This window comes from Arthrobacter sp. NPDC057259 (assembly GCF_042668995.1).
In the GTDB taxonomy this organism is placed as follows: domain Bacteria; phylum Actinomycetota; class Actinomycetes; order Actinomycetales; family Micrococcaceae; genus Arthrobacter.
Window position 1 is genome coordinate 305,632 of sequence record NZ_JBHUYA010000004.1, and the last position, 22,505, is coordinate 328,136.

The 22,505-nt window shown below is 64.1% G+C and carries 11 protein-coding genes and 2 pseudogenes; 9 read left to right on the plus strand and 4 right to left on the minus strand.

Translation table 11 applies throughout. From position 1 onward, the window contains the following. Positions 1–43: 43 nt before the first annotated feature. Entirely contained in the window at positions 44–4,909 is a 4,866-nt protein-coding gene (locus ACFUCU_RS09175) for an NAD-glutamate dehydrogenase (RefSeq protein ID WP_377972133.1), read from the plus strand. Positions 4,910–4,945: 36 nt separating this feature from the next. Further along, positions 4,946–6,415, plus strand: coding sequence for a sensor histidine kinase (locus ACFUCU_RS09180; RefSeq protein ID WP_290255677.1), 1,470 nt, complete (start codon positions 4,946–4,948; stop codon positions 6,413–6,415). An 85-nt stretch (positions 6,416–6,500) separates the two neighbouring features. On the opposite strand, the gene ACFUCU_RS09185 is transcribed toward ACFUCU_RS09180, so the two are convergent. Then, the gene (locus ACFUCU_RS09185) at positions 6,501–6,749 is read right to left on the minus strand and encodes a WhiB family transcriptional regulator (protein WP_377972135.1); all 249 of its coding nucleotides are present in this window, start codon (positions 6,747–6,749) and stop codon (positions 6,501–6,503) included. 341 nt (positions 6,750–7,090) lie between these two features. Between ACFUCU_RS09185 and ACFUCU_RS09190 the strand changes: the two genes are divergently transcribed. Next, complete coding sequence (locus ACFUCU_RS09190; protein ID WP_377972178.1) at positions 7,091–7,471, plus strand: hypothetical protein; 381 nt, start codon at positions 7,091–7,093, stop codon at positions 7,469–7,471. A 55-nt stretch (positions 7,472–7,526) separates the two neighbouring features. On the opposite strand, the gene ACFUCU_RS09195 is transcribed toward ACFUCU_RS09190, so the two are convergent. Together ACFUCU_RS09195 and ACFUCU_RS09200 are read right to left on the minus strand one after the other, a co-directional pair. Continuing rightward, positions 7,527–10,115 (minus strand): FtsK/SpoIIIE domain-containing protein, encoded by a 2,589-nt coding sequence (locus tag ACFUCU_RS09195; RefSeq protein ID WP_377972179.1) that lies wholly within the window; start codon positions 10,113–10,115, stop codon positions 7,527–7,529. A 1,158-nt stretch (positions 10,116–11,273) separates the two neighbouring features. Then, a pseudogene (locus ACFUCU_RS09200) lies at positions 11,274–12,122 on the minus strand (FHA domain-containing protein); the annotation flags it as partial. Here ACFUCU_RS09200 and glf point away from each other — a divergent pair. The 6 genes and pseudogenes from glf to ACFUCU_RS09230 all read left to right on the plus strand — a co-directional run bounded on the left by glf (position 12,010) and on the right by ACFUCU_RS09230 (position 18,929). Continuing rightward, positions 12,010–13,197, plus strand: a complete 1,188-nt coding sequence (gene glf, locus ACFUCU_RS09205; protein ID WP_377972137.1) for a UDP-galactopyranose mutase — start codon at positions 12,010–12,012, stop codon at positions 13,195–13,197. The pseudogene ACFUCU_RS09200 and the gene glf overlap by 113 nt on opposite strands. Positions 13,198–13,238: 41 nt before the next feature. Beyond that, positions 13,239–15,224, plus strand: a complete 1,986-nt coding sequence (locus ACFUCU_RS09210; protein WP_377972138.1) for a glycosyltransferase — start codon at positions 13,239–13,241, stop codon at positions 15,222–15,224. Next, positions 15,221–16,114 carry an ABC transporter permease gene (locus ACFUCU_RS09215; protein ID WP_377972139.1) on the plus strand — a complete coding sequence of 298 codons (894 nt, stop codon included), beginning with the start codon at positions 15,221–15,223 and terminating at the stop codon, positions 16,112–16,114. Before ACFUCU_RS09210 ends, ACFUCU_RS09215 begins: the two co-directional genes overlap by 4 nt. 1 nt (position 16,115) lies before the next feature. Then, positions 16,116–16,853, plus strand: coding sequence for an ABC transporter ATP-binding protein (locus ACFUCU_RS09220; protein WP_377972141.1), 738 nt, complete (start codon positions 16,116–16,118; stop codon positions 16,851–16,853). A 248-nt stretch (positions 16,854–17,101) separates the two neighbouring features. Then, positions 17,102–17,797 (plus strand): annotated as a pseudogene (locus ACFUCU_RS09225) (IS21 family transposase); the annotation flags it as partial. A 616-nt stretch (positions 17,798–18,413) separates the two neighbouring features. Next, the gene (locus ACFUCU_RS09230; protein WP_377972142.1) at positions 18,414–18,929 is read left to right on the plus strand and encodes a hypothetical protein; all 516 of its coding nucleotides are present in this window, start codon (positions 18,414–18,416) and stop codon (positions 18,927–18,929) included. A 654-nt stretch (positions 18,930–19,583) separates the two neighbouring features. On the opposite strand, the gene ACFUCU_RS09235 is transcribed toward ACFUCU_RS09230, so the two are convergent. Continuing rightward, positions 19,584–21,560, minus strand: coding sequence for a DUF6541 family protein (locus tag ACFUCU_RS09235; RefSeq protein ID WP_377972143.1), 1,977 nt, complete (start codon positions 21,558–21,560; stop codon positions 19,584–19,586). Positions 21,561–22,505: the final 945 nt, after the last annotated feature.

Here is a 22,505-nt window from a genome sequence, read left to right on the forward strand (position 1 = left end):
GCAACGGTGCGGCCGCGAACTTTCTTAATGGAGGCGTTTGTCGATGTCGTCAGGGTCCAGCGTGGAGGATCAACCCGTTTCGATCGGAGCCGATGAGAGGTTCTTCGCGGACTACTACGAGCACCTCGCCGAGGAGGATGCCAAGGGCTACGGCCAGGAAACGCTCTCGGCCCGCGCGCAGGCCCACCTGCGGACCGCCGGCGCCCGGCAGCCCGGCCACGCCAACATCGAGATCGTCGATGAGGCGGATGCCAGCGTCGTCTACATCGTCACCGACGACATGCCCTTCCTCGTCGACTCGGTCAACGCCGAACTGGTCCGGCAGAAGTCCCCGATCCACCTGGTGATGCACCCGCTCTTCGTCGTCACCCGCAACCGGGAAACCGGACGGCTGGTCAAGGTGGCACGGGTCCCCTCCCACCTCGGCATCTCCAGCGGCGACACGGCCGCGATGCCCAACCTCTCGCACCTCATCGCCCAGGGCGACAACGCCTCCCACATGGAATCCTGGATCGCCGTCGAAATCGACCGCGTCGACGACGCCCGCCGGGCGGAACTGATTGAGGGCCTGAACCGGGTGCTCGGCGACGTGCGCGCCGCCGTCGAGGACTGGCCGAAGATGCGCAACAAGGCCCACGAGGTCTCCGACGGCCTCGAAAAGGTCACCAACGCCGCCGACGTGGCCGGCTTGCGGCAGGCGCAGGAACTCCTGCGCTGGCTCGACGACGGCAACTTCACCTTCCTGGGCTACCGCGAATACGACCTGCGGAACGAATCCGGCGAGGACGTCCTCGAACTGCGCGAGGAGAGCGGCCTCGGGCTGCTGCGCGACAGCAGCGACACCCGCCACCAGATCCAGCACCTGACCGAAACCGGCCGCAAAAAGGCCCGCGAGAAGAGCGCCCTGGTCATCACCAAGGCGAACTCCCGCTCCACCGTGCACCGGTCGGCCTACCTGGACTACATCGGCGTCAAGAGCTTCGACGCCGCCGGCAACGTCGACGGCGAACGCCGCTTCATCGGCCTGTTCGCCACCACCGCCTACGCGGGTTCCGTCCGCGACATCCCGGTGGTGCGGGAAAAGGTCGACGCCGTCCTGCGCGACGCCGGCTTCCCGCCGGACTCGCACTCCGGCAAGGATCTGCTCGGCATCCTCGAGACCTACCCGCGCGACGAGCTCTTCCAGATCGAGATCCCGGACCTCGCCGCCATCGCCACCGGCATCCAGCGGCTGCAGGAACGCCGCCGGACGCGGTTGTTCCTCCGCCCGGACGTGTACGGCCGCTTCATGTCGGCGCTGGTCTACCTGCCCCGCGACCGGTACACCACCAACGTCCGCCTGCGGATCGAGAAGGAACTGCGCGAGACCTTCGACGCCGTCTCCATCGACTATGAGGCCCGGATGACCGAATCCGCGCTGGCGCGGTTGTTCTTCCGGATCCGGCTCCCCAAGGACGCCGACACCACCAACGTGAACACCGAGGAACTGGAGAAGCGGCTGGTGCTCGCAGCACGGTCCTGGAGCGAAGGTATCTCCGAGGTCCTCCGCGCCCGGGCAGAGGCCGACGGCGACAACGGTTCCAAGGAACTCGCCACGGTCTGGGCCGAGGCCTTCCCGGCCAGTTACCGGGTTGACTACGAGGTCGAGGACGCGCTCGAGGACATTGCCCGGTTCGAGAAGTACGGAGCAGCCGCCGAACGCGAGGGCGGCCACGCCGCTGAGCCGCCCGGCGTCCACGTCTATCTGCCCGAAGGCGCCGGAGCAATCCTGGAGGAGGACGCCCGCGTCAAGCTTTACATGCTTGAGCCCAAGAGCCTCAGCCAGATCCTGCCGTTCTTCCACAACCTCGGCCTTGAGGTCCTGGACGAGCGTCCCTTCGAAATCGAAACCGCGGACCACCGCGACTTCTTCCTCTACGACCTGGGCCTGAAGTACCCGGCCGGCGTCGACCCCGTCACGACCGGTGCCCTGCTCGCGGAATCCTTCGGCGCCGCCGTCTCCGGCGCCGTCGAATCGGACAGCTTCGACCGGCTGGTGCTCCGCGAGGGAATGCACCCCCGCCAGGTCGTGGTGCTGCGCGCCTACGCCAAGTACATGCGCCAGATGGGCAACACCAACTCCTTCGAGTTCATGGCCGACACCCTCCTGGCCAACCCGGAGGTCGCCCGCGGCCTGAACGCACTCTTCGCCGCCAGGTTCGATCCAGCCGTAAACGACGGCGACCGTGAGGCCCGGCAGGCCGAGGCCCGCGCCGCGCTCGACACGGCGATCGAACAGGTCGCCACCCTCGACGCCGACCGCGTGCTCCGCACCTTCACCAACCTGATCCAGGCCACGCTGCGGACCAACTTCTACCAAAACAAGACCCACGTCAGCTTCAAGCTCGACCCGGCCGGGATCGACGGACTGCCGTTCCCGCGCCCGATGTTCGAGATCTGGGTGTACTCACCCCGCGTCGAGGGCGTCCACCTGCGGTTCGGCAAGGTCGCCCGCGGCGGCCTGCGCTGGTCCGACCGCCGCGAGGACTTCCGCACCGAGATCCTGGGCCTGGTCAAGGCGCAGACGGTCAAGAACGCCGTCATCGTGCCCACCGGCGCCAAGGGCGGCTTCTACGCCAAGCAGCTCCCGGATCCGGCCGCCGACCGTGGCGCCTGGATGGCCGAAGGGATCGAGAGTTACAAGACGTTCATTCGGGGCCTGCTCGACATCACCGACAACGTCGTGACCACCCCCGAGGGAGAGGCCCTCGTGCCGCCAGCCGACGTCGTCCGGCACGACGGCGACGACTCCTACCTTGTCGTCGCCGCGGACAAGGGCACCGCGTCCTTCTCCGACATCGCCAACGGCCTCGCCGCCGAGTATGGCTTCTGGCTCGGCGACGCCTTCGCCTCCGGCGGCTCGGTGGGCTATGACCACAAGGCCATGGGCATTACAGCCCGCGGCGCCTGGGAGTCGGTCAAGCGCCACTTCAGCGAGCTGGATCTCGACACCCAGTCCGAGCCGTTCACCGTCGTCGGCGTCGGCGACATGTCCGGCGACGTCTTCGGCAACGGCATGCTGCTCTCGAAGCATATTCGGCTGCTCGCCGCGTTCGACCACCGGCACATCTTCCTCGACCCGAACCCCGACGAGGCATCATCCTTCGAGGAACGGCAGCGGCTCTTCGACCTGCCCCGCTCCTCGTGGGACGACTACAACAAGTCGCTGATCAGCGAGGGCGGCGGGGTCTACCCGCGCCAGGCCAAGTCCATCCCCGTCTCCCCGCAGGTCCGCGCGGCCCTGGGGTTGCCGGAGGGCACCACCCGGCTCAGCCCGCCGGAACTGCTCCGGGCCATCCTGCTGGCGCCCGCCGACCTGCTCTACAACGGCGGCATCGGCACCTACGTCAAGGCCAGCACCGAAACCAACGCCGAAGTCGGCGACAAGGCCAACGACTCCATCCGGGTCGACGGCCGAGAGCTGCGCGTGAAGGTGGTCGGCGAGGGCGGCAACCTGGGCATGACCCAGCGCGGCCGGATCGAGGCGGCCCTGCAGGGCGTCATCCTGAACACCGATGCGATCGACAACTCCGCGGGCGTTGACTGCTCCGACCACGAGGTCAACATCAAGATCTTCGTCGACCGGATGGTGGCCGCGGGCAAGCTCGACCCGGAGGAGCGGGCCGAGTTCCTCGGCTCGATGACCGACGAGGTCGGCCGCCTGGTGCTCGAGGACAACATCGACCAGAACATCCTGCTGCTCAACGACCGGATGCGCGTGGCCGAATGGAGCCCCAGCTACGAGCGGCTGATGGACTGGCTGGAGAAATCGGCGGACTTGAAGCGTGACCTGGAGGCTCTGCCCACCACCGCCACGCTGCGCGAACGCCTGGACCAGGGCCAGGGCCTGACCTCTCCGGAACTTTCCGTCCTGGCCGCCTACGCCAAGATCGAGCTTGCCACGGCGCTGCGGGAGAGCAACCTCGCCGAAGACCCGTGGTTCCGCCGGACGCTGCGCTCCTACTTCCCGAAGCAGCTGCGCGAACGGTTCGACGCCGAGCTCGACACCCACCCGCTCCGCCGGGAGATCATCGCGACGGTCGTCGCCAACGACATGATCAACATGGGCGGCATCACCTTTGCGTTCCGGGCCATGGAGGAAACCTCCGCCACGGAGGCCGCCGTCGCCAAGGCCTTCGTGGCCCTCCGGGAGGTCTACGAACTCGACGTCATGGTCGGCGAGCTCAACGAACTGCCGGCGTCGTTCCCGACCGAACACTGGAGCACCGTTCACCTGGACATCCGCCGGCTCCTGGACCGGGCCGTGCGCTGGGTCCTCAGCCAAGGCAATGCCGCGCGGCCGATCGAGGAGATCGTCGCCGACTTCAAGCCGCTGCTGGACCCGATGCGTGCCCGCCTGCTGGAGTACCTGCGCGGCGGTGACCGCGAGCGGGTGCAGCAGTGGCTGGAGAAGGCCCGCGGCTGGGAGCTTCCGGAGGACCTGGCGCACCGCTGGGCGGAGCTGTTCGAGAGCTTCGTGCTGCTGGACATCGCCAAGATCGTGCACGCCAGCCCGGAACCGGTGGAGAACATCGCGCACGTGTACTACACGGTCTTCGACCGGTTCCACGCCGACTCCCTGCTCGAACGGATCACCAAGCTGCCGCGCAAGGACCGCTGGCAGGCGCTGGCCCGTGCGGCCCTCCGCGACGACCTCTACTCGACGGTGTCGGACATGACGACCGCGGTCCTAGAGGCGACGCCGGCCGAGATGCCAGCCGAGGAACGCCTGGTGGCGTGGGAGAGCAAGAACGTCGAGCAACTCGAGCGTGCCAAGAGTATGTTTGACGAGGTCAACGCGCTCGAGGCCGATGACATGGCGTCGCTGTCGGTAGCATTGAGGCTCTTGAGGTCAATCGTTCGACGCTAGGATCCTGCCGGTCCCCGCGTCGCAAATGGAGGTGCTGTGGCAATCTTTACCGACCCCATCAGGGAACACGCTGATTTCGGGCCGGGGGACGCCGAGTGGCTTCATCTGCTCGTGGGGGACTGGCAGATGGTCGCCGACCTGGCCTTCGCCGACCTGGCGCTGTGGTTCCCACACCCCGAACTGGGGTACGTGGCGCTGGCGCACGTGCGGCCCTCCACCTCGCACACGGTGTTCCACACCGACTTCGTGGGGGAGGGCATCCGCTCGGACCTGAAACGTCTGGTCGACAAGGCCTGGGAAAGCCGCGTCATTGAGCGCTCCAATGAGACCAACTGGAGCAGCGACATGGCGATGCGGGTGGAGGCCGTGCCGATGGTGCGCAACGGCCGGACGCTCGCGGTGGTCACCTCGCACATGGACTTGTCCAGCTCGCGGATGCCGTCCCGGCTCGAGTTGACCTACCGGCAGTGCGCCTACGACCTGCTGCGGATGGGCACGCTCGGCCTCTGGCCGGACTTCGCCTCGCCAACCGGATCCCGGCGCGGTGCGCCGCGAGTCGGCGACGGCCTGATCCGGCTGGATGCCGAGGGGATCGTGCAGTACGCCAGCCCCAACGGGGTCTCGGCGTTCCGCCGGCTCGGCGACGGGGAATCCCTGGAAGGACGTTCCCTGGCCGAGGTCACCGCCGGGCTGCTCAAAGATCGTCGGATGGTGGACGAGACGCTGCCGCTCGTGGTCACCGGCCGGATGCCGTGGCGGAGCGAGATCGAATCCCGGGGTGTCAGCCTGTCCCTGCGTGCGATCCCGCTGCGGGATGAGCAGCAGCGGTTCGGCGCCCTGGTGCTCTGCCGCGACGTCTCCGAGCTTCGCCGGCGGGAGATGGAGCTCGTCACCAAGGACGCCACCATCCGCGAGATCCACCACCGGGTGAAGAACAACCTTCAGACGGTGGCGGCGCTGCTGCGGATGCAGTCGCGCCGGATGGTCAGTGACGAGGCCAAGCAGGGCCTGGAACAGGCGATGCGACGGGTGGCCACGATCGCCCTGGTGCATGAGACGCTGTCGCAGGGCCTGACCCAGAGCGTGGACTTCGACGAGCTCATCGGCCGGCAGTTCCGGCTATCGGCCGAGGTCGCATCGCCGTCCCAGCAGGTGAGCACCCAGCGCTCCGGCATGTTCGGCGAGCTGCCGAGCGACTTCGCGACCCCGCTTGCCCTGGTCATCAACGAACTGGTCACCAACGCCGTAGAGCACGGGCTCGAGGGCCGGGCTGGCACGGTGTGGCTGCTCGCGGACCGCTCGGAGAGCGAGGACGGCGATGAGCTGCTGACCGTGACGGTGGCGGACGACGGCGTCGGGCTGCCTGCCGGGTCCTACACCGAGGGGCTGGGGCTGCAGATTGTCCGAACTCTGGTGACGTCCGAGTTGGGCGGCAGCATCCAGTGGAAACCGCGGGAGGGCGGGGGCACCGCCGTGCAGGTGGTCCTGAGCCTGGCCTCGCGGTGATTTTTAGCTGACAACAACTGAAGCCCCGGACCATTCGGTCCGGGGCTTCTATTTCTTGTGCGCTGGGGGGAGCCCGGCGTCCGAGCTAGGTGGCGCGGCGGGCGCGGGCCGCGCGGCGCTTGAGGGCCCGGCGCTCGTCCTCGCTCATGCCGCCCCAGACGCCGGCGTCCTGGCCGGACTCCAGGGCCCATTGGAGGCAGGTGTCCACGACGGGGCAGCGGCGGCAGACGCTCTTGGCTTCCTCAATCTGCAGGAGGGCAGGTCCGGTGTTTCCCACCGGGAAGAACAGCTCCGGGTCCTTGTCGAGGCACGCTGCGCGGTTACGCCAATCCATGCTGATCAGTAACTCCATTCCTGGGAATTCGTTCGGCGTCTTGTGAAATTATTCACTAGAGGCTTCATAAGAAAGGGGCCCAGTGGGCCCCCTCGGTCATCTGGATTAAGCGTGTCATGTTAACGCTGCGTAAACAAGGGGTTTTAGCGGTCCATATGCCGCCGATTTGTGAGCGATGCATCACATGCATCGGCGGTCCCCCAAGTGGTTTTGACTATGTCGGGTATGGTGCCAGTGTGTCAAGACCCGCAGAGAATCCCCAGGGGCCGGTTGAGCCCGACAACACTGGCGGTTCGCCCGCCGGCGCAACGGACCCGGCCCGGCCCTCCCGTCCCGCCGGCATCGCCGTGATTTCGGCCGTTGCTGCCCTCGAGGCAGTGGCCCTCCTGGTGGCGGCCGGCTGGTATGCGCTGCAGTTGCTGACCGGAGCGCCGGTGCTCTCCTTCTGGGGAGCGGTCTTCACCCTCGGTTTGTTGCTGGCCTTCTCGGCCTGGCTGTTCGCGGTGGGCCACTTCCTGTTCCGCGGCTACCGTTGGCCGCGCGCGGGCGCGCTGGTGGCCCAGCTGTTTGCGCTCACGATCGGGTTCCCCACGCTGACGGGCGGGTACCCGCTGGCCGGGCTTGCGATGCTGGTGCCGGCCGCCGTCGCGATCGTGCTGTTGTTCGACAAACGCGTCATCGCCTACGCCTCACGGGTCGGTGGGTCCCCGCCGGCCCTGTAGGCCCCCTTCCCGGGTTCGTCGCGGGGGCGTCATCCCCGTTCGCCTGATCCGGGCTTCATCCCTGCCTCTCCTCCGGCGTTACCTCCGGGGCATTTCCTTTGGCATCTTTCCTGGACAGCGCTGATGGCTCCGGAACGGCGAGCTGAACCCACGTCGCCGTACCGTCGCCGATGAGGACAGCCCGTCCGGCGGGCTGATGCGGCTCGGGGTCGAACCGTACCCCGAAGAGGTCGCCGTCCATCAGGCTGCGGGGCCGAAGCAGGACGCCCTTGCCGAAGACGCGGGCCTGCATCGCCAACGGCACCCGTTGCTGAAGTAGGGGGCCGAAGCCGGCGGTGAAGATCACCCGCCAACCCCGGGCGTTGAGGTCCCGCAGCGCGGCGTTGACCTCCGAGGTGGAGAGGTCGAGGTCGTCGGCGAGCGCCACCGCCTGCCGGTCCAACGTTCCCGCGTCGGCTCCTCGACAGATGCCCGTCCAGTAATCCTGCGCCGCCTGGGTTCCCGGCTGCAACCAGCGCGTCAATGGATTGAGGGATACCAGGGTTTCCAGGAGCGTGCTCTTCCCCGTCCCGGGAGCTCCCAACACGGCGGCGACACCGGAGGAAGGCAGCGTGATGCCCACGGGCGCCGGTTCGTCGCCTGCGAGGCCGATCCAGAATCGGCCATCGTCCCTGCCGTTTCTCTCCGTCGGGCCCACCTCCGTCGCGTTCGTGAAAAGGAGGGAAGCCACGTCCCGCACCGTGACACGGTCGGGGAGTGCCTCCACTCGGAAGGGAAGGGCCCGCCCGGCGTCTCTGCCGATGGCCTCACCGCTCATCGCCCGCCCGGTCCACGGCGGCGGCTCGAAGAGTTGCGCCACCCGGAACGTGTCGGCGTCTGAGGCTTTGTTGTCCGGACCGTCGTCGTAATTGCTTCCGGTCGATCCCGGGTAGCGCGTCTGTCCCGTCCCAACCCCGTCGTCTCCATCTTCAGGTGCCGTGAACTCCGGCACTGGACGTTCGGCGTCGGGACGAGAGCTGGCCGCGAACGCCCCGGAGACGACGACTCGGCCCGGGATAGCCGGAACTTTCGGTAGGGCCGGCCAGAGCAGGCGACTCTCCGGGGTCGCGGTGGCGGGGAAGTAGATCCGGTTGGGCAGCGACCCGAAGAACCTGGCGGTCACCAGCTCCCGCTCCCCGGTGACGATGACGGTGATTTCTGCGCCGGGGCCGCCCCGGATCAGGTCCTGAAACAGGTCCTCGGCCCAGGCAAACGGGCCGGAACGAAACGCAGAAACCCAGGTTCCCCAGCCGTGGACGACCAGCAACAACGCCGCGGTCGGAGCGGACGATGCAGCGAGCCGGCGTGCCATCTCCTCGCTCAACCTGGCCAGGAGCCGCGCGGCGCGCCGCGTTTCTCTAGGTCCCACGACTGCTCCCGCCAGCGGGTGGCTGGCTGCGCTTGCCAAGGTACCGTCGGCGTCCAACAGATAGGCGGATGCTCTAACGTCCGTGGCCCACTGGGCAAGAAGCAGCCGCAGGCCCGCCGAAGTAGTGCCGCGCCCTCGAGGACTGCCGCCGATCAGCGCCAGATGGCCGTGGTCGGCCGGCGACCACGTCAGGGTGGCCTGTCCCTGCAGCTCGGGCAGGTCGACGATTCCCAGACGGACGGCAAGCCGCCCAACCGGGACCGGGTCATCGGGGGACCGAGAGGTTGGCGCCGGACCCGGAAAAGAAAGGACGGTTGGGAGCGGCGGTGCGACGGGCCGGTGCGGCGGTTCGCCGCCGTCGTCCAGCCACAACGTGCGCGCCAGTTCGATAAAAGGTGCAGCGGCCTCCGCCGTATCAACCGGTGCTCCGTCCCCATGGCTTTCCGGCAGCGGGGGAGCTATGAAGAATTCTTCGGCGGTCATCACGGTGACGTGGCCCGCCTCGGTGTCGTGCGCCGTCCCGCCGAGGGTGGCCGTCTGGAACTCTTCGGGCGCCGCATTGCCACGAATGAGGTACGCGCGGCCGGGAACATCGGTGGGGATGGTCGCGGCCAGCTTCGCATTCATGACGTCCAGCGACTCGGCGTCAGACTGGACCCGTAGGATCACGGAGCTCGTGACGTTGGCGCGGATGTCCACGTTAATTGCTCCCTGGGGACGCTGGGTAGCCATGACGAGGTGGATGCCCAGTGAGCGGCCGATGGCGGCGATGCGCATGAGTTCGGTCAGTGCGGCCGGTGCCTCATCGATCAACATTCGGAATTCGTCGACCACAAGAATGAGATGCGGGAGCGTCGGCGCCCCGTCTTCGCTGAGCCTGTAGCGGGCGAGATCAGGAACAGCCGCACGGGCGAGAAGCTGTTCGCGGCGCCGTACTTCCGTCCGGAGCGAGACAAGTGCGCGGTCAATTTCGTGGCCGTCCAGGTCCGTCAGGACACCGACACAGTGAGGCAGGGCAGCCAGCGGCCCCAATCCGGACCCTCCCTTGAAATCGATGAGGAGGAAATTGACCTCGTTCGGGGCGTGGGAGGCGGATAGAGCGAGCACGAGCATCCGGAGGAACTCCGATTTACCGGAGCCGGTAGTCCCGGCAACGAGCAGATGTGGCCCATCACGCTGCAGATCGACGAACACCGGCCCGGCGGCACCTTGGCCTACCGGCACGGAGAGCCCCATCCGTGGCGGCCTAGGCAGCGCTCTGGCGGCCCAACGGCGCCTCACCGAAGCTTTGCTGAGCGGCAGCGCTCCCTGCAGTTCGCAGCGTGCGGGGATGCCGCCCAACGTTGGCGGCGCGGCTGGCTGGCCACCCCGGCGACGACAGAAACTATCGAAGACGGCCTCCGAGACTAGGTCTGGCACGAACTCTGTCACCCCCGAGGCCGTGGTGAGCTGGCCAGCGGTGGTCGTGAGGCTCACCCCTTGTCCCAACCGTGCCGCGGGAGGACCCCCTTGTTCGCAGGAGATGAGTTGCCAGCCCAACCGAGCCGTCTCCACCCGCAACGCCTCCGAGGCGGCGTAGCCGGGCAGGCAGATGACGACACCGGGAGGACCGGCCGCCGACGGCAGCGCCCGTCTCAGTGCGGCAACGGCCTCTCCTTCCACGGCGGTCGCCAAGACCCTCGGCAGGAACCGCGCGCTGAGGAGAAGCCTCCCGGGTGGGCCGATGAGATGTAGCGGGGTCAGAGCGGCGCGGGGATAGGAAGCGAGTTGAATGACTAAGGAGCGCAGCAGTCCCTCCATCGCTTGAGTAGGCCCCGAGAGTCGTGCCTCGATACCGGGACCGAGGGTTACGGGCAACCTTCCGTTGACCGGAGGACGGAAACTGCCGGTGTCCGACGCCGGCCGCACGTTGGCCAGTTGCTCGGCCAAGCCCAGCCGCAGCCACACAGGAGCTACTGCCATGGGGCGATCGTGATGAATTCCGGCTGCGTGGAGGCCACCGCTGGACGGTTCTTGAGAGACTCCCCGCCGCCAAGCTGCGGAGGCGGTCACCAAGGCGGCAATCGACGGAGCGGCCCAGCGTCGTCGATCTGCATCCGCGAGTGCCGCAGCGGCGACATCGGAGCGCCACTGCCTACGGCGCCGTCGTCCGCTGAAGCCCGAGACCAGCACCGGGAGGGCGGAGAAGGCGGTGAAGGCAAGGAACATCCACGTCCCGGTGACAAGGGTCAGGACGATTCCGGCGAGCAGCGGAAGCAAGGACGTTATGAGAAGCGTGGGGCGGGGACCCGTGGAGGGCGGAGCCGAGAGCGGAAGGGGTGCGGAGGTGTCGGTCCCCGCGTCGTCGGTAACCGCAGGTTGACCGCTGCCAGTGCCCCCAAGGAGACTAAATACCGAGTTACCGCACCGGATCTCCGCGCCTGTGATGAGCGGAACTTTCGATATTCTCCGGCCGTCTACCCACGTACCGTTAGCGCTTCCAAGATCCTCAAGAGTGGCGGACGCAGGCGTGATCTCAAGCTTCGCGTGCTCGCGGGAGAGCCCCGGATCCGGAATGACGAGGTCGACGCCGCTTCGGCCAAGCCGGTAGGTGCCGCGTCGTAGGGGTAGGAGCGTTCCCGCGGCTGGACCGCCGATGACGGCCAGTGTCAGCGTCGGCTCGGCGCCGTCGGGAAGCGCGGTTTCAGCCGAAGGCATCAGTCCGTCGACAAACACCGCGCCGTTGACCAGCGGGGGAGTTCCCGCCGACAAGTCGGATAAGGGCACCCCGGCCACCCGCAGGAGCGACGTCGCGAACTTCCTCCTGAGGGCCTCTTCGAGCCGGCTGCCCGCACAGCCATCGGGCAGTTCGACGGTCAGTTCAACCGGCGAAAGGATCGCCGACCGCGGCCCGCCCGCCAAGGTGCACTGCAAGATCATTGTGCGGTTTCCTTCACCCCTTCCTCCGCGATTCAGAGTAGGGTTTGTCGACGGCGCGGGGCGGGCGAACAAGCGGTATGTGGACAACCCAGGGGCACTGCGGGGGTGTCCGACGACGTGCTGGGGCGCGGTTTCACCGCCCGACTCGGGTACGCTAGAGCAGCAGACATTGCCTAACGCTGTGCTGCCCGCATTCGAACCAGGAGATTTTGTGACCGCTGACCTCGTCATCGTAGGGTCGGGCTTTTTCGGCCTGACAATCGCAGAACAGGCCGCCTCTGAGCTGGGCTTGAAGGTCGTCGTCATCGACCGACGCCACCACATCGGCGGCAATGCTTACAGCGAAAAGGAAGAGCAGACCGGAATTGAAGTCCACCGCTACGGTGCGCACCTTTTCCACACCTCCAACGACCGTGTGTGGGAGTACGTGAACCGGTTCACGACGTTCACCAACTACGTCCACAAGGTCTACGGCGTCCACAAGGGTGAGGTCTACTCCCTGCCGATCAACCTGGCGACCATCAACCAGTTCTTTCGGGCTAACCTGACGCCGGGCCAAGCCCAGGATCTGATTAAGGAACAGGCCGGCGAGCTCGCGGGCACCGATCCGCAGAACCTCAACGACAAGGGCATCCAGCTGATTGGCCGCCCACTGTACGAGGCCTTCATCAAGCACTACACCGGCAAGCAGTGGCAGACGGACCCGAAGGATCTGCCCGCAGGCATCATCTCGCGGCTCCCGGTGCGCTACAACTACGACAACCGGTACTTCAACGACAAGTATGAGGGCCTTCCGACCAAGGGTTACACCGCGTGGATCGAAAAGATGGCGGAGCACCCGAACATCGAGGTCCGGCTGAACACGGACTTCTTCGACGAGTCGCAGGAATACTCCAAGAACAAGGTTGTCGGGAATGTCCCGGTCGTCTACACCGGTCCGGTGGACCGCTACTTTGATTACGCTGAGGGCGACCTTTCATGGCGCACCATTGACTTCGAGGAAGAGGTGCTCGACGTTGGCGACTTCCAGGGCACCTCTGTGGTCAACTACAACGACGACGACGTCCCCTACACCCGCATCATTGAGCCGCGCCACTTCCACCCGGAACGCGACTACCAGACGGAAAAGACCGTCGTCATGCGCGAATTCTCCCGCGCGGCCGAGAAGGGTGACGAGCCGTACTACCCGATCAACACCCCGACTGACCGCGAACGGCTGCTGAAGTACCGCGACCTCGCTGCCGCCGAGAAAGACGTCCTCTTCGGCGGACGCCTCGGCACCTACAAGTACCTGGACATGCACATGGCCATCGGTTCGGCTCTGACGATGTTCGAGAACAAGATCCGCCCGCACTTCGAAGCCGGCGCCCAGATCGAAAGCGGGGGAGTGGACGCATGAGCGTTGCGACTGAAGTTCTGAGGGAAGGAGCCCGCACTCCCGTGAACGAAGAGTGGCAGACCGTCCACCGGGTCGTTTTCCCGACGGATGGCGACACCGATACCCTTCCGCTCTACCTTGACTTCAACGCCGCCCAGCGCGTGGTGTCCGAGGACTCGCAGAATTCGAAGTCCGGCGCGGGTGTCACTGCTGTGGCCTCGACCGGCGCAAAGGTCCGGACGGACTTCCTGGAAAACCGTCGCCAGCTCCACCTACCGGCCTTCCGCCGCGTATCGTTCGGCACTTACTTCAACGCCTTCCCGGCCAGTTATTGGCGGGCCCACACCGATGTCTCCGGCGTCCGGCTTACCGTTGAAGTGGACGCCCCCGCCACGGTGGTTATCTCCCGCTCAACCGCCCGGGGAACCTCCAACCGGGTGGAGAGCATCAGCGTAGACGCAGACTCGCCGGCCGACGTCGTTCTTCCCCTCGCCAACTTCGGCGACGGCGGCTGGTACTGGTTCGACCTCGTCGCCGGTTCGGAACAGGTCAAACTGGTTGGCGCCGAGTGGTCGGTGCGTAAGCCGGAAGGCTTTGTCCCCGGGACCGCTACGGTTGCTGTGACGACCTTCAACCGGCCTGACTACTGTGTCAAGCACCTGACCACCTTCGCGGAATCCCCGGAGCTTCTTGAGGTTCTCGACCGGCTGCTGATCACCGACCAGGGCACGCAGAAGGTGCGCGACCAGGAGGGCTTCGAGGAGGCCGCGGCCCGGCTGGGCGACAAGTTCGGAATCATCGAACAGGGAAACCTTGGCGGCTCCGGAGGATTTGCCCGCGGTATGCACGAGACGGTTGAAGACGGACGCAGCAAGTACGTCCTGTTGCTTGATGACGACGTCATCATCGAAACCGAGGGTGTCCTCAGGGCCATCAATTTCGCTGACTTCACGCGTAAGCCGACCATCGTCGGCGGCCACATGTTCAACCTCTACGAGCGCTCGGTCATGCACACGTTCGGCGAAGAAGTGAACGAATACAAGTTCTTCTGGGGTGCGGTGGAGAGCACCCGCGAAGCGCATGATTTCTCGGCCAGCAACCTGCGGACCACGCCGTGGATGCACCGTCGGATCGATGTCGACTTTAACGGTTGGTGGATGTGCTTGATCCCAACCAGCATTGTCCGCGAGATCGGGCTGGCTCTTCCGGTCTTCATCAAGTGGGATGACGCCGAATACGGCATCCGCGCCCGGCGCCACGGCTATCAGACCGTCACCCTCCCGGGTGCCGCTGTCTGGCACATGCCGTGGACCGAAAAAGACGACACTATCGACTGGCAGGCCTACTTCCACCAGCGCAACCGCTGGCTTGCGGCCCTGGTCTACTCGCCTTACAAGAAGGGCGGCATCCTGCCGCGGATGAGTTTCATGGTGGATGTCAAGCATCTGCTGTCGATGCAGTACTCGGCCGTCGACCTGCGCCTCGACGCCTTGGAGGACCTGCTGAAGGGACCTTCGCACCTGCACGAAACGATCAGGACCAAGCTTCCCGAGATTCGGGCCCGCCGCGCCGAATTTGACGACGCGCGGATCACCAAGGAGGTCTTTGGGTTCCCAGCGGTCAAGCGGGTCAAGCCGCCGCGGCACGGCAAGAAGCCGAGGGCGCCCAAGTCCATCTTCAACGCGCTTGCAACGGCAGCGACGGCTGGCATCCGCCAGGTCCAGGGCGTGCGTCCGGGTGCCCTGGAGCACCCGGAGGCACTTGTGCCGGCCATGGATGCCCGCTGGTGGCGCCTGTCGCAGCTGGACTCGGCGATCGTTTCCTCGGCCGACGGTTCAGGTGCCTCCTGGTACAAGAGGCAGCCCGAACAGTTCCGGACCATGATGGCCCGAAGCATGAAGCTGCACCAGCAGCTCCTGCGTGACTGGGACAAGCTGTCCACGATGTATTCGGAGGCTTTGCCGGAGTTCACTTCCCCCAACACCTGGAAGCAGACCTTCGAGGCCATGACGGAGAAGCCCGCGGCGCAGACCCCGGAGTCGAAGTGACCTCAGCCGTTTCCAACGGCGGCCCCGACGCCCTCGTCCGCCCGGGCGTGGGCGGCGGGCTCGCCGAAGTTTTCAGACAGCGCTTCCTGCTCAAGCTGCTGGTTCGCAAGGAGCTGCAGATCCGCTACCGCGGGTCGGTCCTGGGTCTGCTTTGGTCCTACGTCAAGCCCGGGGTGCAGTTCTTCGTGTTCTACATCGCGCTGGGAGTCTTCCTGGGCCTCGAGCGCAGCCCCAGGAATCCGAACGGCCTCGCCAACTATGCCATCTACCTGTTCTCCGGCATCGTGCTAATTAACTTCTTCACCGAGGCGCTCAGCAATGCCGCGAGGTCGATTGTCAGCAACGGCGGCCTGATCAAGAAGATCTACCTGCCCCGGGAGCTTTTCCCGGTGGCTTCCGTCTGGGTCTCGGCGGTGCACTTTGTACCCCAGCTGGCGGTGCTGGTCGCCGCCTGCCTCGTGGTCGGCTGGCAGCCCTCGTTGCTCCAGCTCTTGGCCGCAGCCGCGGGCTTCATTATCGTGGCCATGCTGGCTACGGGCCTGGGCCTGCTTTTCGGGTCGGCGAATGTCTATTTCCGCGACTTCGAAAACATCGTTGACATGCTGCTGATGGTCGCAACGTGGGCGTCACCGGTCATGTACGCGTGGACGATGGTGCGGGACAAGCTCGGCGAGGGCTGGTACTCGGTCTATCAGGTGAACCCCATCACCATCGGGGTCGAGGCTTTCCACTACGCCTTCTGGCTGCCGACCACTGACGGGTCGGCGCCTATCCCGCCGAACCTGCTCTCGCTGTGGCTTCCGGTCGGACTAGTCGTGTCCTTTGCTCTGCTGTTCGTGGGCCAGTGGACGTTCCGTAGGCTTGAGGGCCGATTCGCGCAGGAGCTCTAGCATGCCGATGGCAATCGAAGTAAAGAAGATCAACAAGCAGTTTGTGCTGCGTCACACCCGTTCCCTCAAGGAGACCATTGTCTGGCTCTTCACGGGTCGCAAGGGCGATCTGTCGAAGAAGTTCCACGCCCTGCTCGACGTCGACCTTGAGGTCCAGCAGGGTGAAACCGTGGCTCTGCTGGGCCTCAACGGCTCGGGAAAGTCCACGCTGCTCAAGCACATCTCCGGCGTGATGTTGCCGGACACGGGGTCGGTCCGGACCCGGGGCAAGGTTGCGGGACTCATCGAGGTGGGGGCGGGCTTCCACCATGATCTGTCCGGACGGGACAACGTGTACCTGAACGGCGCGATTCTCGGGATGACCGAGGCGCAAATTGACGAGCAGTTCGATTCCATTGTCGACTTCGCTGAAATTGGCGAGTTTATCGATACCGAGGTGCGGTTCTACTCATCCGGTATGTACCTGCGTCTGGCGTTCTCGGTGGCAGTCCACACCGACCCGGAGGTGTTCCTCGTCGACGAGATCCTCGCAGTCGGCGACGAGCCTTTCCAGCGCAAGTGCCTGGACAAAATCAAGGAACTGTCCGCTGCCGGGAAGACCCTCGTGGTGGTAAGCCACGACCTCGAACTGGTTTCCCGGATCTGTGACAGGGGAGTGGTGCTGCAGCACGGCAACGTGGTGTTCGACGGGCCGATTCACGAGGCTGTCGCCCGCCTTCGGACGGAAAGCTCGCGTTGATTGCTTCGAGGTAAGCGAGGACGCCATCCCTCGCGCGAATCGTGGCCAATTCTGGCAGCTTGAGTCTGAGTAACGCCAAAGCCATACCCCTGCCTTTCGCGGCTGACTATGACAGGTTTGGATGGCCCCGGTAGGACGGTTATTTCTGGCCCCACTTCGCGACTCGCCGGGCAACTTGTGACGGTTATGTGTGGCCCCCTCCATCGTTGGATTCATCACTAGACGGGTACGTTGGAGGGCTTGTCTTGATGGAGTTGTTCGCGCCGATTCGAAGGGATGAACGGGTCGAGGGCGTATTGGTCCGCGCGCTGGCGGCCAAACACAAAGTCCACCGGAGGACGGTGCGGCAGGTTCTGGAACCAGCCACCCTCCGCCACGCAAACCAAGACACGGCCTCGTGTGGCGCTTGGAGCAGTTCAAAGCGCCGATCGATGCGGATGCTGACGGTGCATACGACGGCGCCGCGGAAGCAGGGCCACTGCCGCGCGCAGGATAATGGCCCGTCTCATCGAGGAGCGCGGGGCGGAGGGACAGTCGTACTCCACGGTGGTGCTTACGTGCGTGTCCGTCGGGCCCAGATCGACGTGGAGGCCGGCCGCCGGGTGGAGGTTTTCGTCCCGCAGGAACACGCCCCGGGTGCGGAGGCCGAGGTGGATTTCAGCGAAGTCTGGAGCGTACTGAACGGCGGGGAAACCAAGTGCCACACGTTCATCCTCCGGCCCTCTCACCAGGGCAAGGTCATCCACCGGACCTATCCCACGTAGGCCCAGAGTGCCTTCCTGGTGGTACACATCCAAGCCTTCCAGATCCCGGGCGGTGTCCCGTCCAAGCACATCAGGTATGACAACCTCACCAGCGCGGTCACCGCGGTGGTCTTCGGTCAAGGACGGCAGTGGCAGGAGAACGACCGATGGGCGCTCTTCCGCTCCCACTACGGCCTCGACCCCTCGTCTCGGCCTTGGGCGCTGTCAGTGCCGACGTCGTCCGTCGTCCCGGTCGAAGCCCGCAGACGCGCCTCAACCATCCCCGCGGGTGGGTCCTGGCCGGACCGTCATCCCGGTGCTCACGACGAAATGAAAGTGCAACGGGTTGTTAGTCTCACCCAGCGCCGGCTCATGGATCCCGGCGGACACGCGCCCGCTTCCTTTGATCGGGCTTTGTGACGAGCTGCTGACCATGCGCACGCAACCCGCACAAGCATCCGCTTCAAAGGACAACATCTCATGAGCCCTGCAGTACCCTCGACGACCATTAGTCCCAACCCTGCGCCGGCGGCGCGGCCTGACCGAACAGGCCGCGGTCGCGGCCGTAGACCAGGCCTTCCGCCGGCTGCTCCTGCGTCCTATGCGGGCGGTGCTTGATGAAGCCCTCACCGTCGCCGGGAAGGAATAACTTTCTTATTAGGCATTCTTGGCCGAGGTGTTGCTGGCCTAGTGCCGTGACCAGAGCCGGCGCTCCTCTATCCGTCGCATCAAAGCCGCAGGCTTCCCGCTGGACGAGTGGCTGGGGGATTTCGACTTCGGTGCGAATCCGAACATCAACCCGGCCACCATCCACACCTTGGCCGCCGCGGACTGGATCCGCAAAAGATCACCTCTTTCCTCGATGGTCTCCATTGCGCTGGTCAATGCCGCGAGTATGTTCGGCGCCGCTGCCAAAGTCATTTTCGCCCGGCAAATCCTGAATCCCTTTGGATTAATTCGATTGCTGGGCGCACTATCAGCAGCAGGGGGTCTGGTCGCTTCCACGACGGCCACTCGCATCACACGACGTCTCAGCCTCGGCAGATCGAAGATCGCCGCGAGCCTGGCCAGCGCCGGATTCGTCATCCTGCTCCCGGTGGCGCCTTTCCTGGGGTTGGGTCCGGTGGTGTGGACTGGCGTCTCGGGATTTGGCAGGCCCTTCTTCGTTATCCAGTCTGGACTGGCGGGGCTGGCATCATTCCCCGGTTCGTTCCGCCACCTAGTGGGACGAGTCATGTCTACCTACCGGCTCTTCACCCTGGGGGTGATGCCCGCGGCCAGTATCGGCGGGGGCGTCATGTCATTCGCAACAGACGTCAGTCCCGTGCTTTGAATATAGGCGCTTGTTGCCGCCGCATTCGCCATATTCGTCTTGGTCTCTCCGATCCGATCACGGACTAACTTCCCGGGGGAACTCGACGGCCATGCACCAGTTGTACCGGAAACGCTGGGGCCCATTGCGGCGCCGTAGTCCAGCAGCCCCGGCTCTAGTTACAGATAGGCGCCCTCGGTCACTTTGACTAACAACGCCGGGTGGGGCCAGTTTCAGTTACCCTTCCGAGGCCAAAATACTTGACACAATCACGCGGGTCGCCACTGGGACCAGAAGGGTAAGGCGCTCGGTGAGTGAGCTGTATCTGGTTGGCATTAGAGTCCGAGGGAGAAAGAAAGGAACAGCACTGATCCTTGGTATGGCCTATCGGTGCCGGCTTCGACGCGTAAAGACTTTATTACGCCTCCTTGGTCGTCCGCGACCTCTAGATGTAGCCGTATGGAACCGTGGACCATCTCCGTCATCACTAAGGGCAAGGCGCCTGTTGGCCAGCCTAAAAAGCCTCACCTAGGAGCAGCGTGATCCGTAAGGCACTTGGCAGCTGCTAGACGAAGCGAGCCGATAGCAAACCCCTTGCCGACGTTGGGACGGTGCTAGCAGCGTTTCCTAATCGATCAGCGTGCCGTGTCTTGAAACTATGACTGGTCTGTATGGCTAGTTGCAACCAACCACCCGGTATAGCTTGGCGGCACCCTCGGAGTCAACGAGTTGGAGTCGAGTCGATTCTTTGACGTTTGTCACCCCCGGGAAGTTATTGCTCGAACCATTCACAGCCAAGTAATTATCTCCGAAGTCCAAAACGAATTTCACGTTGTTGGCTTTGACCGCAGGACACACCACATCGTCGGAAGCGTTGGTCCCGAGTTCGCGAGCAATCACCTCTTGGCCTGGTGAAAGCGCTGAGAACAGATGATGAATGAGGACTTTACGGTCGGCGATGGCGTAGGCCAACGAACTCCCGTTCCAAGGGTTATCTGCAATGACTGCGTCCGGAGGGACACTTGTCGATATTCTCCTAAGTAGCTTATTCTCATCCGTTGTCAGCATTGGCGAACTGGCATCAAGACTGTAGTAGACCTTGTTGTCTGACACGTACTGGCGGAGCGCACCGTACTGGGTCGCTGCGGCGAGGGCCACTATGAAGACAACGTAAAGTGCAATTCTTGCCATTGGAGAGTGAACTCGCCAGTAGAACGTCGGGTTTGCGTGTCCCGCTAAGGCCCAAGAACGGATTCTCTGTTCTATGACAATTGCCCCAAACGCCGCGAGTAACGTTGTAAATAGCGGCAAAAATGCGGCGAGGCGGTATGTGTCCTGGTACCACACCCCCGTCAGGAAGGCGCGAGCCGCGCCTCTGGGCATAGAAGCATCAACGACGTATAGGGTCACGGTGATCAAATAGGACAGTGGTACCCACCGCCATTTAGGCCGTGACCAGGCAGAGACGAATCCTACGCCCATGAGGACTGTGACTGTCCATGCTACGGATGTACCCATTGGTGCACTTGTCAGGGCCTCACCGACGGCACCTCCTTCAGTTTGGTGGGGTCCCCAATTATCGTAAAAATCCGGACGTACTTTGATCCAGATTAGTCCCAGAAGAGTCGTGACGGCTGCCGCTAATACACCCAAGCGCGCAAACGGCTGCCAATCAGACCTGATGCGATGAAGTCGTCGGAACTTGGCTATCAAAGATAAAACAAGAATGGGAAGCGTGAACGCTATCAGCGCGTTCAGGCTGCTTGTGTGTGCAGTGGCAAGCCCAGGCAGCGCTAGGGCGATTGCAATACACCAGGTTGCCGCCGAGTGTCGGCCGACCGTGTCTACGCTTGCTAATGACGCCACGGCCGCGATTACGGCTGGTAACAGGGCCACGGATAGAGCGTTGGGGTATAGAGGGCCCCAGACCAGCAGCAATGCTGGGAATGACAATTGCGCAGCGGAGAGTATCCCTGCGGCGAGCACCGCAACCGGGCGAGTGCCAGCTACCTGACGGACCAGCATTATGCAACCCAAGGGCCATGCTATCGCGGAGAATGCGATGTTAAAAGCGTTCACTGCAACGGGTATGGAAGTGTTCGTGAGCTGGCTGACCAGGGCCACGAAGCTGTGCCAGGCTGCCGGGTATAGTGCCGCGAGCCCGGTGGCCCCGCTCATCGATCCCAGGTTTAGAGTCGAAGCATTTCCTGAATCTAGAATGAAGCGAATAGCATTCAAATGGAAGACATTATCGAAACGCTGGGAAACGTTCTCGGGAGTTTGGAATAGCTGCATAAGCCGCCAGGCAATGATAATTGCTCCTGCGGACACGGCCAAAATGAGCGGGACCCAAGACCTTCTGTCCTTTATGACAGATTTTGGAGCAGGCCTGGAGATGTGGAAGAACCTGACAACTACCAATGCGACGAAGGCGACGGATAAGGTTCCGGCCAAGTAAAGGCCGACGCTCCAGGGTATATCAGCCCAGCCACCCAGGATACCGAACACCCCGACAACGGAAGTGGAGAAGACCGGCGCCAGTGCGAGCCCGGAAAAGTTGCGCATTCCTAGACACCAAGCGATAGCTAGGCCCGGGGCAACCAAGAGTCCGATTGCGACTAAAATGGGCAGGGTCGCCGCGGTCCAACTCACAGGTCCTCCAAATTTAAGCGGATACTCGGCCAATCAAATTAGCCAGCTACCATAGTAGCTGGAGGTGCAGGCGTCACCAGACTTGCAACTGGATGCTCACCGTCGCAGCGAACCGTCGTATATGTTTCCCAAGTGATGAACTGTCATGGCGTCGATCGCTTTGCGGCGTAAACGTTCGGTCTTTGCGGAGGCTTCGGGGACGGGTGACTAACGGGAGGCTACTGCCCGGAAGAAGGCTGCTGCGAACAAGTCCCGTGGGTCCAGTCGCACTCCTAAGAGATTGCGGCTCCACGGTCCGGGGCGTCTGCATCGCCCGGGAGCACTATTGGACCAGGTTTTGCGGGTTCCACAGAGCCCTTGCGACTCCGATAAGCTCGGCATTGCTGGCCAGGAAGTAGCGGGTGTCGGGGCAAGGTAGGCGGGCCTTGAGAATGTCGTCGATGAATCCCGGCGGGATGGCAATGTCACTCTGGCTATGAGCCCCCTGGCGTAAACAGCTGTTCATCAAACTCCACGGTGTCCTCAAGTTGCGGTCTGCGCGATAACGCCTCAAGCTTTTGGGTCAGCATGCCAGCGAGAGGCCACTCTTGCGGGCGAGCCGTTAGTTTTGGATACTGGATTTGATCTCCTAGAGCTGCAGCTTGGTCACCGCTATCGATTCTTCAGCGAACTTCGCAAACGCCTTTGGCCCCGAGGTTGACGGCTTGCAAACCCGTAACCCCAATGTACCCGGAGCACGTGATCGCCATCACCTGAATAAGGGACTACTTGCCAAGATGTGGCCCGTGGAAGTGACCCAGGTGGAAATCGCAGATGCGTTGCTGTCGATGCCAGCCGCTAGAGCTAGAAGCGCCAGCTATTATGAGGCGGCGTGCCATATCCGAACTCAAGCAGACAGGGAGTTCAGGTGGGTTCGTCACCGATATGCGAGGAGAAATATTTTTT

Excerpts from the sequence above, each read along its gene's own strand:
- ACFUCU_RS09175 (WP_377972133.1), top strand. The coding sequence starts at position 44 with ATGTCGTCAGGGTCCAGCGTGGAGGATCAACCCGTTTCGATCGGAGCC.
- ACFUCU_RS09185 (WP_377972135.1), bottom strand. The coding sequence starts at position 6,749 with ATGGATTGGCGTAACCGCGCAGCGTGCCTCGACAAGGACCCGGAGCTG.
- ACFUCU_RS09195 (WP_377972179.1), bottom strand. The coding sequence starts at position 10,115 with ATGGGGCTCTCCGTGCCGGTAGGCCAAGGTGCCGCCGGGCCGGTGTTC.
- ACFUCU_RS09220 (WP_377972141.1), top strand. The coding sequence starts at position 16,116 with ATGCCGATGGCAATCGAAGTAAAGAAGATCAACAAGCAGTTTGTGCTG.